Source organism: Gilliamella sp. wkB292 (genome assembly GCF_001690235.1).
GTDB classification, from domain to species: Bacteria; Pseudomonadota; Gammaproteobacteria; order Enterobacterales; family Orbaceae; genus Gilliamella; species Gilliamella apicola_F.
Genome location: NZ_LZGO01000024.1, coordinates 1 through 15417 on the forward strand (window position 1 = coordinate 1; position 15417 = coordinate 15417).

The following is a 15417-nucleotide window of genomic DNA, read 5'->3' on the forward strand; positions in this document are numbered from 1 at the left end:
TAAGTGACCAATATTAAGCTGGGTTTTTCCGTATTCAGTGGCTAACTTGATGTGCTCCTGACCGCGTTTATCATCCATCCGCAGTTTATTGTTGGTCGCCGTGCGAATCACATTGCGATGTTTGTTGGCCGTTGCAACATGGTCAGGGTGGGCACTGTCATGCATCGCATAAGCAATATAAGGGCGGTCAGGGTTACCGTTAGTAAAGGCTATCGCCACCTCCGTACCGTCAATAAGCGGAAAGTGAAAACCATAACTACCACCGGCATACGGTTTCGCCAGTCTGACCCATAAGCTCTCTTCACCGCTGTTCCAGCTTTTCAGGTCAAAGTTAAACTTAACCCGGTATCGACCCTGAGTGTCAATATAACCATAGGTGTCATTATCCGGACTGGTCACCCGTGCCGGTAAGGTGCCACTGATTTGTGGCCATGCTATCGGTTTAGGGCGGTAGGGTTTTAATACCTGATACGGGATGGCGGTAAATGCCACTTCATAAGCATCCGTGCGGTTACCGTGCCCAGCCACACTTATAATGATAAACCCCTCTTGCGTATCGGCTAACGGGTTACCTGTTATGCGAATACGTTGACCCGGCACCAGCTGACAGCGGTTACTTTTACCGCTGATGATTACCTGACTACTGATTGCCTGTTCATGACGAATACGCGCATACCATGTCCCACTTTCAATGCTGTTATCCTGATTACCTTCGCGGTTACCATTTTGCTCTCCTGCCGCAAAACGGTTGGCTGTATCGCTATCACGACCAGCATTAGCCGTGCCATTATCATTCAATCCTTTATAGTGCTCTTCATAACGGTAATTCGTGCCATATGTTGTCCCGTTTGTCGGCTGACTGTTCACTTCCGTTTGTAAATTGCTGCCTGCATCCCGGTAATTATAATCCTGCACCTGAACTGACGCTTCAACCATCTGACTGTGTAAACCCATATCCCACACACTGTCAACACCCGCATCTAAAGTGCCACTCGGTAGTTTGTAGTCGATATCCTTTGCCTGCTGATAACCTTGTTCGTAATCACTTAAGACCATAACATCACAACTGTGCTCAGCATGCGTTTCAAAACGAAACCATATCCCCACATCGGCTAAAATTCGTTGAATAAAGGTCAGGTCACTCTCCTGCCATTGGGTGATAAGCTCCCGGACCGGATAACGGTCTTTTAATTCTAAACGGTAGTCAATGCCGGTAAAACCATGCCCACGCAGCACCTCTTCAACAACGCCCACCACACTCAAATTCTGAAAAATAGCACTGTTATGACTGAGTGCCAGCTTTGCCAGCACCGAGGACAATACCACCTGATAATGCGCTTGCTCTTTATTGACCGATAACTGACTAAACTCAGTAATCACCCCGTATACAATGCGTGAATCGCCTGACGATAACAGGTCGGTCAACGACGATTCAAGCGGAGCAAAAGCACTTAAGGTATTAAGCGTTTGCGTTACCTTTGAGACAATATCGAAATTATTCGCCGGGTGAAAAATAAATGCGGCTTTTTGATTTAAAACCGAGTCAAGTGTGAGGTGTTTATCTGAACTTGTAAAGGAAATGCGATAATGCCAGGGCTGGTTAAGGGTTTCATCACTGCTTACATCTAATACCGATATTGCTGAGCCTAAGGCTTCTATTGTTAATGTGTAACGATTATGGCTGATTGCGCCATTAAGCCCATTACTCACACCTTTACCATATTGAGTAAGAGTGGCTAGTCCTTTTTCCATATCCATATAATCCTCTCTATCAGATTCAGATCTTATGAATAAAGTTATATTTAAATATATGTTAAATGATTAACATTCTTTAAATTCACAATTATTCAGCATTATTTTCTTATTAATATCAGATAATTATTTTGCTAAATATTTAAAACATCTGTATTAATTTAAACGTTATAAGCATTAAAAATACACTATATTAGCTTACAAAATACCTATTTTTGAGTAATTTGCAATCACTTTGTTTGTTTATATTGAATTTTTAATTCAATAAGCGATATTAAGCTAATTTAATAATATTAACTAATTGGTTAAAAATAAGTTAATCCTGCTGGATAAGTTTTTTTACAAACACTTTTGTCGAGACGAATTAAATTCTCATATAATTTCATACTTAAACATTCTAATTTAGTTAAACTTATTTACAAAAATAACAATTATCATTGATATTAATTATATAATTTTTTTTGAAAATAACAGCCATATACTTAATTATTATCTTAATAATCAATAAGCTACAAATCAATTATTAGCTTCATTAATAACTCAGATAGACCTTATTAAAAGATTGACTTATAAGTAATATTTATTTGACCAAAATACCTTTTTTCTTTAATTTCTTAGCCATTATGGGATTAATGCCTATACTTTCACAAAATATAAAAGCGATGATTTAGAGGCAATGATATGTTATATAACCAGCATCATGAAAAAGATAACTGCGGATTTGGTTTGATAGCCCATATTGAAGGGCAACCAAGTCACAAGGTGGTGCGTACAGCAATTCACGGACTTGCAAGAATGCAGCACCGTGGTGCCATTTTATCCGATGGTAAAACGGGCGATGGCTGTGGGCTTTTAATGCAAAAACCCGATCGATTTTTTAGGCTTGTAGCTGAAGATGCCGGATGGCGTTTAGCAACAAATTATGCTGTAGGCATGCTATTTTTAAGCCAAGATGAAGCCGAAGCTCAAGCTAGTCGTGAAATTGTTGAAGAAGAGTTAGCGGATGAAACTTTATCAATTTTAGGTTGGCGCGAAGTGCCAATTGATAAAAGTGTGTTAGGTGAAATTGCCCTGTCATCACTACCAAGAATTGAACAAGTCTTTGTTAATGCGCCTGCGGGTTGGACAAAAATTGATTTAGAGCGTCGTTTATATATGGTTAGGCGTCGCATAGAAAAGCGTGTGCAAGATGATACGTTTTATGTCTGTAGTTTTTCAAATCAGGTCAATATCTATAAAGGCCTTTGCATGCCTAAAGATTTACCTCGATTCTATTTAGATTTGGCAGATATTCGTATGGAAACAGCAATCTGTTTATTCCATCAACGTTTTTCAACCAATACTGTACCGCGTTGGCCACTTGCCCAGCCATTTAGACATTTAGCCCACAATGGTGAAATTAATACTATTGAGGGCAATCGCCAATGGGCCAAAGCGCGATCTTACAAATTTAAAACGCCACTTATACCTGACTTACAAAATGCCGCACCGTTTGTGAATGTAACGGGTTCGGATTCAAGTTCACTTGATAATATGCTTGAATTATTCCTTGTTGGTGGGATGGATATAGTACGTGCAATGCGTTTACTTGTTCCACCTGCATGGCAAAACAATCCAGATATGAATGAAGATCTGCGTGCCTTTTTTGATTTTAACTCTATGCATATGGAACCATGGGATGGTCCAGCAGGCATTGTTATGTCGGATGGTCGTTATGCTGCTTGTAACTTAGATCGTAACGGTCTACGCCCTGCTCGTTATGTTATTACCACAGACAAACTCATCACCTGCGCATCGGAAATTGGTATTTGGGATTATCAACCAGATGAAGTGGTAACTAAAGGGCGCGTCGGTCCGGGCGAATTACTGGTGATTGATACCGAAGAAGGTCGAATTTTACAATCGTCTGAAACTGATAACGATTTACAAAAACGTCACCCATACAAAGAGTGGATGGCTAAGAATGTAAAACGTCTGATTCCAGTTGAAGATCTTCCTGATGATGATATCGGCTCTCGTGATTATGATGATACGTTACTGGCGACTTACCAAAAACAATTTGGTTATAGCAATGAAGAACTTGATCAATGCATTCGCGTTTTAGGTGAAAATGGTCAAGAAGCAACAGGCTCGATGGGCGATGATACGCCATTTGCGGTATTATCAAGCCGTCCACGCTTAATTTATGATTACTTCCGCCAAAAATTTGCGCAAGTAACCAATCCACCAATCGATCCATTGCGTGAAGCGCACGTTATGTCACTTTCTACCAGTATTGGCCGTGAAATGAATGTGTTTGCCGAAGCGGAAGGACAAGCGCATCGTGTGGCATTTAAATATCCAGTTTTAGTGTATTCAGATTTTCAGCAGTTAACGACGTTAGAGTCAAAATACTATAAATCAGAAACGCTTGATATTACCTATGAAATTGATGGTAGCTTACGTGATGCAATTGAACAGCTTTGTGGTGATGCTGAAGCCAAAGTAAAAAATGGCACAGTATTGCTGATTCTATCAGATAAAAATATTGCAGCCGATCGCCTACCCATTCCTGCGCCAATGGCTGTTGGTGCTGTGCAACAACGTTTAGTTGAGAAAAATTTACGTTGCGATGCCAATATTATTGTTGAAACAGCAAGCTGTCGAGATCCACATCAGTTTGCTGTCTTACTAGGCTTTGGCGCAACTGCAATCTATCCATATTTAGCGTATGAAACTTTAGCGCAAATGGTCGATAAAGGTACGATTAATAAAACCTACCGTGAAGCAATACTTAATTATCGTAACGGGATTAATAAAGGTTTATATAAAATCATGTCCAAGATGGGCATTTCGACAGTCGCCTCTTACCGTTGCTCTAAACTGTTTGAAGCAGTTGGCTTACATAAGGATGTGGTAGAACTTTGTTTCCAAGGCGTTACAAGCCGAATTAGTGGTGCTAATTTTGATGATTTTGCTCAAGACCAATTTAACCTATCCAAAAAAGCGTGGTTACGCCGTAAACCATTAGAACAAGGTGGATTACTCAAATTTGTTCATGGTGGCGAATACCACGCTTATAATCCAGATGTGGTGCAGTCATTACAAAAAGCTGTAAATAATGGTAGTTATGAAGAGTATAAGCGTTATGCCGATATCGTCAATAATCGACCAGTTGCTACATTGCGTGATTTATTAAAACTTAATCCACCAGAAAGTGGCGCTATTGCACTTAATGAAGTCGAACCTGAAGAGGCTTTATTTAAACGTTTTGATTCCGCTGCGATGTCAATTGGCGCGTTAAGTCCTGAAGCGCATGAATCTCTTGCAACCGCAATGAATACGTTAGGTGGTTTTTCAAACTCTGGGGAAGGCGGCGAAGATCCTGCTCGTTATAACAGTATAAAAGTTTCACGCATCAAACAAGTGGCGTCTGGTCGCTTTGGCGTTACACCTGGTTATTTAATGAGTGCGGATGTGATTCAAATTAAAGTGGCACAAGGCGCAAAACCGGGTGAAGGCGGCCAATTACCGGGTGATAAAGTCACCCCTTATATTGCAAAATTACGTTTTTCTGTGCCAGGGGTAACATTAATTTCACCACCTCCTCACCACGATATTTATTCAATTGAAGATTTGGCACAACTTATTTTTGACCTGAAACAGATCAATCCAACTGCAATGATTTCGGTTAAATTAGTTTCGGAACCGGGTGTTGGAACAATTGCAACAGGGGTTGCTAAAGCTTATGCCGATTTAATCACTATTTCGGGTTACGATGGTGGTACCGGAGCCAGTCCATTAACATCTGTGAAATATGCCGGCTCGCCATGGGAATTAGGTCTGGTTGAAACGCAACAATCGCTTGTTGCCAATGGTTTACGTCACAAAATACGCCTACAAGTTGACGGCGGCCTTAAAACTGGTGTTGATATTGTAAAAGCCGCTATTTTAGGGGCGGAAAGTTTTGGCTTTGGAACGGGGCCAATGGTTGCCTTAGGCTGTAAATATTTACGTATTTGCCATCTTAATAATTGTGCAACCGGCGTTGCTACTCAAGATGAGAAATTACGAAGTGAGCACTATCATGGATTACCAGAAAAAGCGATGAATTATTTCCGCTTTATTGCTCGTGATACGCGTGAAGTTATGGCTGAACTAGGTGTTAGTCGCATCATCGACTTAATTGGTCGTACTGATTTGCTGTTAGAACTCGATGGCATAACAGCTAAACAACAAAAACTTGATTTATCAGGATTACTTAAAACAGCCACACCGCTTGAAGGTAAACCGGTATATTGTATTGAGGATAATAAACCTTTTGACAAAGGGCTACTTAATAAAGCGATCATAACCCAAGCACAAGAAGCGGTGGATAATCGTCAAAGCAAAAGTTTCTATTTTGAAATTCAAAATACCGATCGTTCAGTTGGAGCAAGTTTATCCGGCTATATTGCTAAAAAATATGGCGATCAAGGTTTAGTGACCGATCCTATCAACCTTAACTTTAATGGTACAGCCGGTCAAAGTTTTGGTGTATGGAATGCCGGTGGTGTGGATTTAACCCTTACAGGTGATGCTAATGACTATGTTGGTAAAGGCATGGCTGGCGGACGTATAGTCATTCGCCCCCCACAAGGTTCGGCATTTTTAAGCCATGAAGCAACCATTGCCGGTAATACCTGTTTATATGGTGCAACTGGCGGTAAATTATTTGCCGCAGGTCGTGCCGGTGAACGTTTTGCCGTACGTAATTCTGGTGCTATTAGTGTTGTTGAAGGCATTGGTGATAATGGCTGTGAATATATGACAGGCGGTATTGTATGCGTACTTGGTAAAACAGGGGTTAACTTTGGTGCCGGTATGACTGGTGGATTTGCCTATATTTTAGATGCTGATGGCGATTTTCATAAACGTATCAATAAAGAGTTAGTCGAAATGCTAAATGTTGCTGATTATTCAATACATGAAGAGCACTTACGAGGATTAATCATGGAGCATGCTCAACTTACTCACTCATCACGCGCTGAAGAAATTTTAGCTAATTGGCAGGATTTTGCTAAACAATTTGTTTTAGTTAAACCTAAATCGAGCGATGTAAAAGCGCTGCTTGGTCATCGTAGTCGTTCATCAGCAGAACTACGCGTTCAAGCACAGTAAGGAGAGCACGAAAATGAGTCAAAATGTTTATCAGTTTATCGATTTACAACGTGTCGATCCGCCAAAAAAACCGTTGAATATTCGTAAAATAGAATTTGTTGAAATTTACGAAGGATTTTCCCCTGCGCAATCTCAAGCCCAAGCCGATCGCTGTTTGGCTTGTGGTAACCCCTATTGTGAATGGCGTTGCCCTGTGCATAACTATATTCCGAATTGGCTAAAATTAGTTAACGAAGGTAAAATTTTAGAGGCAGTTGAACTCTCTCACCAAACTAATAGTTTACCGGAAGTTTGTGGCCGTGTTTGCCCTCAAGATCGACTTTGTGAAGGATCATGCACCTTAAACGCAGAGTTTGGCGCTGTTACTATCGGTAATATTGAACGCTATATTACCGATGAAGCCTTTAAAATGGGATGGAAACCTAACTTAACTAATGTTGAAAAAACGGGATTAAAAGTCGCCATTATTGGTGCGGGTCCTGCAGGACTTGCTTGCGCTGATGTTTTAGTACGTAATGGTGTAACACCGGTAGTTTTTGATCGTCACCCTGAAATTGGTGGGCTATTAACCTTTGGTATTCCTGCATTTAAATTGGATAAGGAAGTATTAATCAACCGTCGTAAAATTTTTACCGAGATGGGAGTTGAGTTTCGTCTAAATACCGAAGTAGGAAAAACAGTTCAATTATCTGAGTTACTCAATGAGTTCGATGCTGTTTTTATTGGAACAGGTACCTATCAATCAATGCGCGCAGGACTCGAAAATGAAGATGCTAACGGCGTTTATGATGCGTTACCATTTTTGATCGCCAATACTAAGCACATAATGCATCATGAACAAACCAAAGATACCCCATACATCGACATGAAAAATAAACGTGTAGTTGTATTAGGTGGGGGTGATACAGCGATGGACTGTGTCCGCACTTCAATTCGCCAAGGTGCAACTGACGTGACTTGTGCCTATCGTCGTGATGAAGCCAATATGCCCGGTTCTAAACGCGAAGTCAAAAACGCCAAAGAGGAAGGAGTACAATTTCAATTTAATGTACAGCCATTAAGTATAGAAATTAATAATACTGGGCACGTTACCGGCGTGAAAATGGTCAGGACTGAATTAGGTGAGCCAGATGCTAAAGGCCGCCGCTCACCAGTTATTATTGAAGGGTCTGAATTTATTTTACCTGCCGATGCAGTGGTAATGGCATTTGGTTTTAAGCCGCACTCAATGCCTTGGCTTACAGAACATGGAGTTGATTTAGATAAGCAAGGTCGCATTATTGCCCCAGAGGTTAAAGGGTATCAAACGACTAATGCAAAAATCTTTGCCGGCGGCGATGCAGTACGAGGCTCTGACTTAGTCGTCACCGCCATTAGCGAAGGACGTAAAGCAGCAGAAGGAATTTTAGATTATTTAGAAGTGTGATTGCGTTTTTAGATTAAATCCAAAAATTAACCCCACTTACGCAATGTTAAGTGGGGTTATTTTTAGCAAAATCTTTAATTATCGGTGTAATCGATAAGGTTCATCCATCGTGACAAAGCTGTGTTCTTTTAACGCCTCATTTATCCACGCTTGAATACCTTTAGTATGACAAATCGTTTCAATGTAATTAGCTAAAGTTGAGCTTGTCTGAATATGATAATTTTTTAATCTTAAGCATAAAGGTGCATAAAATCCATCAGCTATACTAAAATCACCAAATAAATAGTGATCATTTGATTTGTTAGAAGATAAAAAAGACGTTAATAAATCATCTAAGAACAAGAGCTCTTTTTTGACTTCGGGGTGATCACGTAAAATTATCTGCCCAACTTCTGGCAATTCAGCCTCGATATTCATGGGTAAATAATTTCGAATCGCTTGAAATCCCGAATGCATTTTTGCAACTAAGCTACGAGCCATTGCTCTACGTTTTATATCTGTCGGCCATAGCGCTAAATTGCGATGCTGTTCAGCTAAGTATTCACAAATCGCTAAAGAATCGGTAATAACAAGATCGTTATCAACAAGTATCGGAACAGTTCCAAATTTTGAAATGGATGATATCGTAGTTTTAAATAGGGAATCTTCATCAAAACTATCAAATTTAACCAATTTTTCAGCAAAGGGAATATCAAAATATTTCATCACCACCCAAGGCCGCATAGACCATGTAGAGTAGTTTTTATTGCCGATATAAAGTGTGTAATACATTTCCAACCACCCTACAATAAATATTAACTTTAAAAAGTGTTAAGTGCTAATCTCACTTAATCTTTACATCAACAACCTTATCTCACTTTCTACGAAGTTATAAGTAAACCACATGTGTGCCTTTTTCAGGTTGGAAGGTCGCTTTACCAAATTCATCAAGGAAATAAGCAATATGATCAGTTTTATCACCCAATAAACGCCCTTTCACTTTATTCCAGGTCATTAGCACAATCATTGCATCGGGTTCACAGCAAATCAGCATAGGTTGTTCGAACTCTTCATTATAATAAAACTCGCCACCATATATTTTATGTGCGGTGAGTAGTAGGTAACATCCATACTCTTGAGCAATCATATTTAATTGTTCTTCAGGAATACTAAAGTTTTTTTCGGCAATTTCGCTGATAATCATTTCAACAACAGTGATGCTCTTTTCAGAGTAATCAAGCTGATTAATGCTCCATGTTGGACTATGTAATATCGCATTTTGTGCCCACGCTTCTATTTCTTGATACAGTTCGTTTTTTTGTTCAGTCATTTTTATTTACTTCGCTATTTGATTTTTCTAATTGCTTAACACTTTGCCACGCGTCTTCCATTTGTTCAAGTGTTGCATCAACTAAAGCCAGATTTTTTTGTTTTAATAGCGATTCCACTTGTTTAAATCGACGAACAAACTTGTTATTTGCTTTTTGCGCGCAAAGTTCCGATTTAACTTTCAAATGACGTGCTAAATTAACCGTTGCAAAAATCAAATCGCCTAATTCTTCTTCAATTTTGTCTTGTTCAAGTGTTGATTTATTTAGCTCTTGCTCGACTTCAATTAGCTCTTCTTTTACTTTATCTAAGACAGGCTGCAACGCTAACCAATCAAAACCAACAGATGCACAGCGTTTTTGGATTTTCTCAGCTCTCATCAAAGCAGGAAGAGAATTAGGAATATCATCGAGTATCGAGAACTGCGCTCGCTCATTACGCTCTTGTTGTTTGAGCTGCTCCCAATTGAGTTTTGCAGCAGGATTATCTGAAAAGATATGTGGATGACGACGAACTAATTTATCAGCAACCGCATTGCAAATATCATCAAAATTAAACGCCTTTTGCTCGTCAGCCAAATCAGCATAAAAAACAATTTGAAATAACAGATCGCCTAATTCATTTTTCAGTTCTTGCATATCTTGTTGATCGATAGCCTCTAAAACTTCATAAGTTTCTTCTAAAGTATAAGGCTTTAATGAGGTAAAAGTTTGTACGCGATCCCATTCACAACCATTAATCGGATCACGAAGTTGCTTTGTAATAGCTTGTAGACGCTTTAATCCATTCACGGTAGATATCTCAATTAAATTGACCTAAGCGCATATTGTAATATATTCACAATAAAACAGTTATTTTTTTAATATTACTAACCTATTACTACTCAAATTATTCATAATAAATTCAAGCACAATTACACTAAAAAAATTTAACAAGCAAAAAAATCCAAATAAGACAAACAAAAAAAGATAAACAACAAATAAAGTGAATTTCAGTATATAATGTCGGTATGCTAAATCAATTACATTAATAAAAATGAATAACTTACGTGAACTTACATTAAGAGGCACTATTCTAGGTGCCTTTATAACGATTATTTTTACTGCATCTAATGTCTATTTAGGTTTAAAAGTTGGATTAACATTTTCTTCTGCTATTCCGGCAGCCGTTATTTCTATGGCAATATTGAGGCTTTTTTCTGGCTCAACCATTTTAGAAAATAATATGGTGCAAACCCAAGCATCAGCAGCGGGTACTTTGTCTTCAATTATCTTTGTGTTACCGGGATTATTAATGATTGGTTACTGGCAAGGTTTTCCGTTTTTACAAACCTTTGCCATATGTGCTGCTGGAGGAATGTTGGGCGTATTATTTTCAATCCCATTGCGTCATGTTATGGTAGTAAAAAGCACACTACCTTACCCCGAAGGGATCGCTGCTGCTGAAATTTTAAAAGCTGGCTCAAAATCAGGGGATAACGATACCAATGAAGGCCTAAAAGATATTTTAGTCGGTGGCGTCATCGCTTCTGTAGTCAGTGTTTGTACTAATGGTTTTCGATTACTATCTGAAAGTATCTCTTATTGGTTTACCGGTGGTAAATCAATCTTTCAATTACCAATGGGTTTTTCATTAGCTTTACTTAGCGCAGGTTATTTAATTGGTATTATTTCGGGTATTGCTGTGTTAGTTGGGACAATTATTGGTTGGGGATTTGGTATTCCTATTTTAAGTCTTATAACCGATTATGATACTAATGAGCCTTTATCTAAAATTGCTATGGGACTTTGGGCAAAAGACATTCGCTACATTGGTGCTGGTACTATTGCAATTGCTGCAATATGGACATTATTAACATTAATCAAACCAGTTATTGAAGGTTTAAAAATATCATTCAGCACTTTACGTTCTGATGTTTCAGCGAATGATATCGCCGAAACAGATCGCGATCTCTCGCCTAAATCAATCTTTTTGATAATGGGTGGGATGCTAATTATCTTAATCGTGACTTTTTATTCATTTATTTCTGGCAGTGGGTTATCAACAGGCGTTGCATGGGCATTAGTATTTTGTGCAGTTCTATTTGCTTTTATTATGGGCTTTTTAGTTGCTGCCGCTTGTGGTTACATGGCTGGACTAGTTGGCTCATCCGCAAGTCCAATATCAGGCATTGCCATTGTCGCAGCTATTGTAATTTCGCTCATCTTATTAGGTTTAGGTGAAGCCAATGGTATGTTAGCATCCGTTGAAGGATCCAATTTTGCGACTGCTTTAGCGCTATTTACTACCAGTTCAGTTTTAGCAGTTGCTTGTATTTCTAATGATAATTTACAAGATCTTAAAACAGGCTATCTTGTTAAAGCAACCCCTTGGAAACAACAGGTTGCTTTACTCATTGGTTGTGTGGTTGGTGCTATTGTTATCGCACCTATTCTTGAGATTCTCTATAACGCATATGGTTTTACCGGGGCATTACCACGAGCAGATATGGATCATTCACAAGTGTTAGCTGCACCGCAAGCAACCTTAATAACAACTATTGCCAAAGGGATATTCTCTCATCAACTTGATTGGACCATGATTTTAATCGGCTTGGCGGTCGGTACAATGATTATCATCATTGATTTAATTTTAGCAAAATCAAAATGTCGCTTCCGTTTACCTGCATTAGCGGTTGGTTTGGGTATCTATTTACCGCCGACCATTACTATGCCAATCTTCGTGGGCACCATACTATCGTGGTTAATTAAGCGTGGCGCTTATGCTAAAGCAAAAAAACAAAATTTAGATCCTGAAGCACAATATAAAAAAGTTGATAGTAAAGCGGCGTTAATTGCTTCGGGATTAATTGTAGGTGAAAGTTTAGTTGGTGTGTTATTAGCTATAGTGATTGTTATCAGTATTGCCAGTGGCGGTAGTGATACACCATTGGCTATATCAGCTGACTTAGGTACATTACCACAATATTTGGGATTAGCGGTATTTGTGGCGATCTGTTTGTACTTTATTCGTCGATCATTAACAGCAATCAAACAATCATAATAGAACTAAACAACGTTAAGCCCTTTAGCAATCATAAAGGGCTTTCATTTATCTGAAAACCTTACCTACGCATCCATCATATTAATATTACAATCAATGATTTTCATGGTTCTATCAACAAGTTGTTGTGCAATTTTAGCCGTTAGATTATAAGGACTCATTGCCATCTTGGTCATCCTATTTTGATTTTACTTGAACTTCAATTTTTGCTAGGATAGCTCATTTTATTTTGAATAATAGATCGCAATATCATGATTGTTTTTGATTCTATCCAAATTCGCCGAGGTGTAAATCTCCTATTAGATAATGCTTCAGCCACTATTAATCCTAAACAAAAAGTGGGATTAGTTGGTAAAAATGGTTGTGGAAAATCCACCTTATTTTCGCTAATCAAAGGTGAAATTCAAGCAGATGGTGGTAGCTTGAGCATTCCTGCACAATGGCAACTAGCTTGGGTTAATCAAGAAACACCCGCTTTAGATGTGCCTGCTATTGAGTATGCTATTGATGGGGATCGAGAGTATCGCCAATTAGAACAGAAATTAGCCATTGCTAATCAAGAAAATAATGGTGAACAAATTGCAATTATTCATGAAAAACTCGATACCATTGATGCTTGGTCAATACAGGCAAGAGCTGCAACACTATTACATGGTTTAGGATTTTCTAACGAACAACTTCTGTTGCCGGTTAAATCCTATTCAGGCGGTTGGCGAATGCGACTAAATTTGGCGCAAGCGTTAATGTGTCGTTCTGATTTACTGCTTCTAGACGAACCGACCAACCACCTTGATTTAGATGCTGTAATTTGGCTTGAAAAGTGGTTAAGTAATTACCAAGGTACACTAATTTTAATCTCACATGACCGAGATTTTTTAGATCCTTTAGTGAATAAAATTATTCATATCGAACAAAAGAAATTATTTGAATACACAGGCAATTATTCATCATTTGAAACACAGCGCTCAGCAAAATTGGCTCAACAACAATCATTATACGAAAGCCAACAACTTAAAGTCGCTCATTTGCAAAGTTACATCGACCGTTTTAGAGCTAAAGCAACCAAAGCGAAACAAGCGCAAAGTCGAATTAAAATGCTAGAAAAAATGGAACTGATAGCGCCAGCGCATGTGGATAATCCTTTCCATTTTAATTTTAAACCTGCTGAATTTTTACCGAGTCCATTATTGATGATGGATAAAGTAGTTGCCGGCTATGGAGATAAAATTGTCCTTGAAAAAATTAAATTGAATCTTGTGCCAGGCTCAAGAATTGGTTTATTAGGACGCAATGGAGCGGGTAAGTCGACCTTAATTAAATTATTAGCGGGCGAACTACAACCTAAAGAAGGCCATATTAATTTAGCCAAAGGTGTTCAATTAGGCTATTTTGCTCAGCATCAGTTAGAGTATTTGCGAGGTGATGAATCGCCACTTTGGCATCTAACCAAACTTGCTGATCCTAAAATAACAGAACAAGAACTGCGTAACTATTTAGGTGGTTTTGATTTTCATGGTGATAAAGTCAATGAGCCTGTAAAAACATTTTCAGGCGGTGAAAAAGCACGATTAGTGTTAGCACTAATTGTTTGGCAAAAACCCAATTTACTGTTACTTGATGAACCAACTAACCATTTAGATTTAGATATGCGTCAGGCATTAACCGAGGCGCTTATTGATTTTGAAGGAGCTTTAGTTGTTGTATCACATGATCGTCATCTATTACGTTCAACAACTGATGAGTTTTATTTAGTCCACAATCATAAAGTCGAACCATTTAATGGCGATCTTGATGACTACCAAAAATGGCTTGCTGAAGAACAGAAAGCTGAAAATCAACCTGAACCCGATCAAGATGCGGCTAAAAAAGATAGTGTCCAAAATATCTCCTCGCAAGAGCGCAAAGAACAAAAACGCCGTGAAGCGGAATTAAGAGCGCAAATGCAGCCAATTAAAAAATTGTTGCAAAAAGAAGAGCAAGTTCTTGAACAACTGACAAAACAATTAAAAGCAATTGAAGAACAATTAGCTGATCCAACTATTTACGAAACAGAAAATAAATCACAATTAACGGAATTATTACTGAAACAGAGCCAACTTAAAGGTGATCAAGAAGAATCAGAAATGAAATGGTTAGATTTACAGCAGCAACTAGAAGATTTTAATTATGAAGATTAATATTGTTTTGCCAGGTTTATTTTTGCTAATTAACCTATAGCATAATAATCTTTAATAAAGAACCAAGTTAAAACGAATTTTTTTGTAAATGGCTAATTTTAAATATTTTTAAAAAAATATTTAATGAGCAACATCACACACAAATATATCCTTGCTTGGTTGCTGTTTACTAAAGCAACCAATGCAAATACAAATGATGTAAAAGATCAGATAAGATCGCCTTATGAAAAGAGGTCTTATACTTTAACCTTAGTAAAAAATAGAAAGAGTTAAACAAACTAAATTTTATCGCTAAGAGTAATTTATTGAATTTGTAAAGATAATTTATTCATCTAATACCAATATCCCGTCGGGATGAATTTTTAGATAAAATTCATCGCCGTATTTTGGCTTTAAATTAAATGAAATTAACGTATAAAAGTAAGATTTGATCATACCAGTTAACTGAAATCTTGTACTGAGTCCGCATATACGCTACATTTTCGACACGATATTTTTGGCAATCTTCAGCTTTTTGGGTTATCAGCTCAATAGTTTCTAGTCTAATGCCAACAATACAGCGTGTTGATTTAA

Annotated in this window: 8 protein-coding genes and 1 pseudogene; 4 read left to right on the forward strand and 5 right to left on the reverse strand. The window is 38.2% G+C overall.

Annotated elements, in window-relative coordinates; translation table 11 throughout:
* Nucleotides 1–1758: type VI secretion system Vgr family protein (locus A9G09_RS02015; RefSeq protein WP_065634047.1), on the reverse strand; the 1758-nt coding region annotated here is incomplete at its 3' end.
* 675 nt (nt 1759–2433) lie between these two features.
* Here A9G09_RS02015 and gltB point away from each other — a divergent pair.
* Both gltB and A9G09_RS02025 read left to right on the forward strand, forming a co-directional pair.
* Nucleotides 2434–6891, forward strand: a complete 4458-nt coding sequence (gene gltB, locus A9G09_RS02020; RefSeq protein ID WP_065633254.1) for a glutamate synthase large subunit — start codon at nt 2434–2436, stop codon at nt 6889–6891.
* A 13-nt stretch (nt 6892–6904) separates the two neighbouring features.
* Nucleotides 6905–8317, forward strand: coding sequence for an FAD-dependent oxidoreductase (locus tag A9G09_RS02025; RefSeq protein WP_065633255.1), 1413 nt, complete (start codon nt 6905–6907; stop codon nt 8315–8317).
* 78 nt (nt 8318–8395) lie between these two features.
* On the opposite strand, the gene A9G09_RS02030 is transcribed toward A9G09_RS02025, so the two are convergent.
* The 3 genes from A9G09_RS02030 to mazG all read right to left on the reverse strand — a co-directional run bounded on the left by A9G09_RS02030 (nt 8396) and on the right by mazG (nt 10425).
* Nucleotides 8396–9088, reverse strand: coding sequence for a glutathione S-transferase (locus A9G09_RS02030; protein ID WP_065633256.1), 693 nt, complete (start codon nt 9086–9088; stop codon nt 8396–8398).
* A gap of 97 nt (nt 9089–9185) precedes the next feature.
* The gene (locus A9G09_RS02035) at nt 9186–9626 is read right to left on the reverse strand and encodes a hypothetical protein (RefSeq protein WP_065633257.1); all 441 of its coding nucleotides are present in this window, start codon (nt 9624–9626) and stop codon (nt 9186–9188) included.
* Nucleotides 9619–10425 carry a nucleoside triphosphate pyrophosphohydrolase gene (mazG, locus tag A9G09_RS02040; RefSeq protein ID WP_065633258.1) on the reverse strand — a complete coding sequence of 269 codons (807 nt, stop codon included), beginning with the start codon at nt 10423–10425 and terminating at the stop codon, nt 9619–9621. Before mazG ends, A9G09_RS02035 begins: the two co-directional genes overlap by 8 nt.
* Before the next feature lie 235 nt (nt 10426–10660).
* Between mazG and A9G09_RS02045 the strand changes: the two genes are divergently transcribed.
* Complete coding sequence (locus tag A9G09_RS02045) at nt 10661–12667, forward strand: OPT family oligopeptide transporter (protein ID WP_065633259.1); 2007 nt, start codon at nt 10661–10663, stop codon at nt 12665–12667.
* A 68-nt stretch (nt 12668–12735) separates the two neighbouring features.
* Here A9G09_RS02045 and A9G09_RS12680 read toward each other — a convergent pair.
* Nucleotides 12736–12828: pseudogene (locus A9G09_RS12680) on the reverse strand (sugar diacid recognition domain-containing protein); the annotation flags it as partial.
* A 90-nt stretch (nt 12829–12918) separates the two neighbouring features.
* On the opposite strand from A9G09_RS12680, the gene A9G09_RS02050 reads away from it, so the two are divergent.
* Nucleotides 12919–14844 (forward strand): ABC transporter ATP-binding protein, encoded by a 1926-nt coding sequence (locus tag A9G09_RS02050; protein ID WP_065633260.1) that lies wholly within the window; start codon nt 12919–12921, stop codon nt 14842–14844.
* The last annotated feature ends 573 nt before the right edge of the window (nt 14845–15417 follow it).